General features: G+C 64.0%; 1 protein-coding gene. It reads right to left on the reverse strand.

Annotation, left to right across the window (positions count from 1 at the left end; all coding sequences use genetic code 11):
• The coding region (locus ABFX51_RS39255; protein WP_346056959.1) for an IS3 family transposase at positions 1–712 on the reverse strand (712 nt) is incomplete at both ends.

Below are 712 nucleotides of genomic sequence, written 5' to 3' on the forward strand. Positions count from 1 at the left end.
GAGGGGTTGATCGTAGCGTGATGCTCGGTGGTCGGTCTCGGTCTGGGCTGGGGTGCGGTGGCCGAGCTCGCCGTGGACGCGGCGATGGTTGTACCAGTCGACGTATTCGGCGACGGCGATCTCGACATCGCGGACCGATTGCCAGCCGCGACCGCGGGCGACAGGGTTATGGATCAGTTCTCCCTTGAACAGGGAGTTGAATGCCTCGGCCATCGCATTATCGTATGAATCCCCGCGTGAACCGACCGAGGCGACAACCTCGGCTTCCGCCAAGCGCTCGGTGTAGCGGATGGCTCGATATTGAACTCCACGATCGGAATGATGGACGAGGCCGGTTACGTCTTGTCCGGCTCGCTTTCGCGCCCAAATCCCCATTTCCAAGGCGTCGAGGGCGAGATTCGTGTGCAGCGAGGTCGACACCTGCCAGCCCACGACCATTCGTGAGAAAACGTCGATGACGAACGCGGCATACACCCAGCCGGACAACGTCCGGATATAGGTGATGTCGGCGACCCAGAGTCGGTTCGGCCGGTCGGCGGTGAAGCGCCGGTTGACCAGGTCCGCCGGGGACGACGGCGAGGCCGCAGCGATGGTGGTCCTGGGCCGCTTGCCTCGACACAGTCCCTGCAGGCCGGAGCGGCGCATCAACCGCTCGACCGTGCAGCGAGCCACCCGGATTCCCTCCCGGTTGAGCTGGGCATGAATTTTCCGC

The organism is Amycolatopsis dongchuanensis, assembly GCF_039542405.1.
Taxonomy (GTDB): domain Bacteria; phylum Actinomycetota; class Actinomycetes; order Mycobacteriales; family Pseudonocardiaceae; genus Amycolatopsis_E; species Amycolatopsis_E sacchari.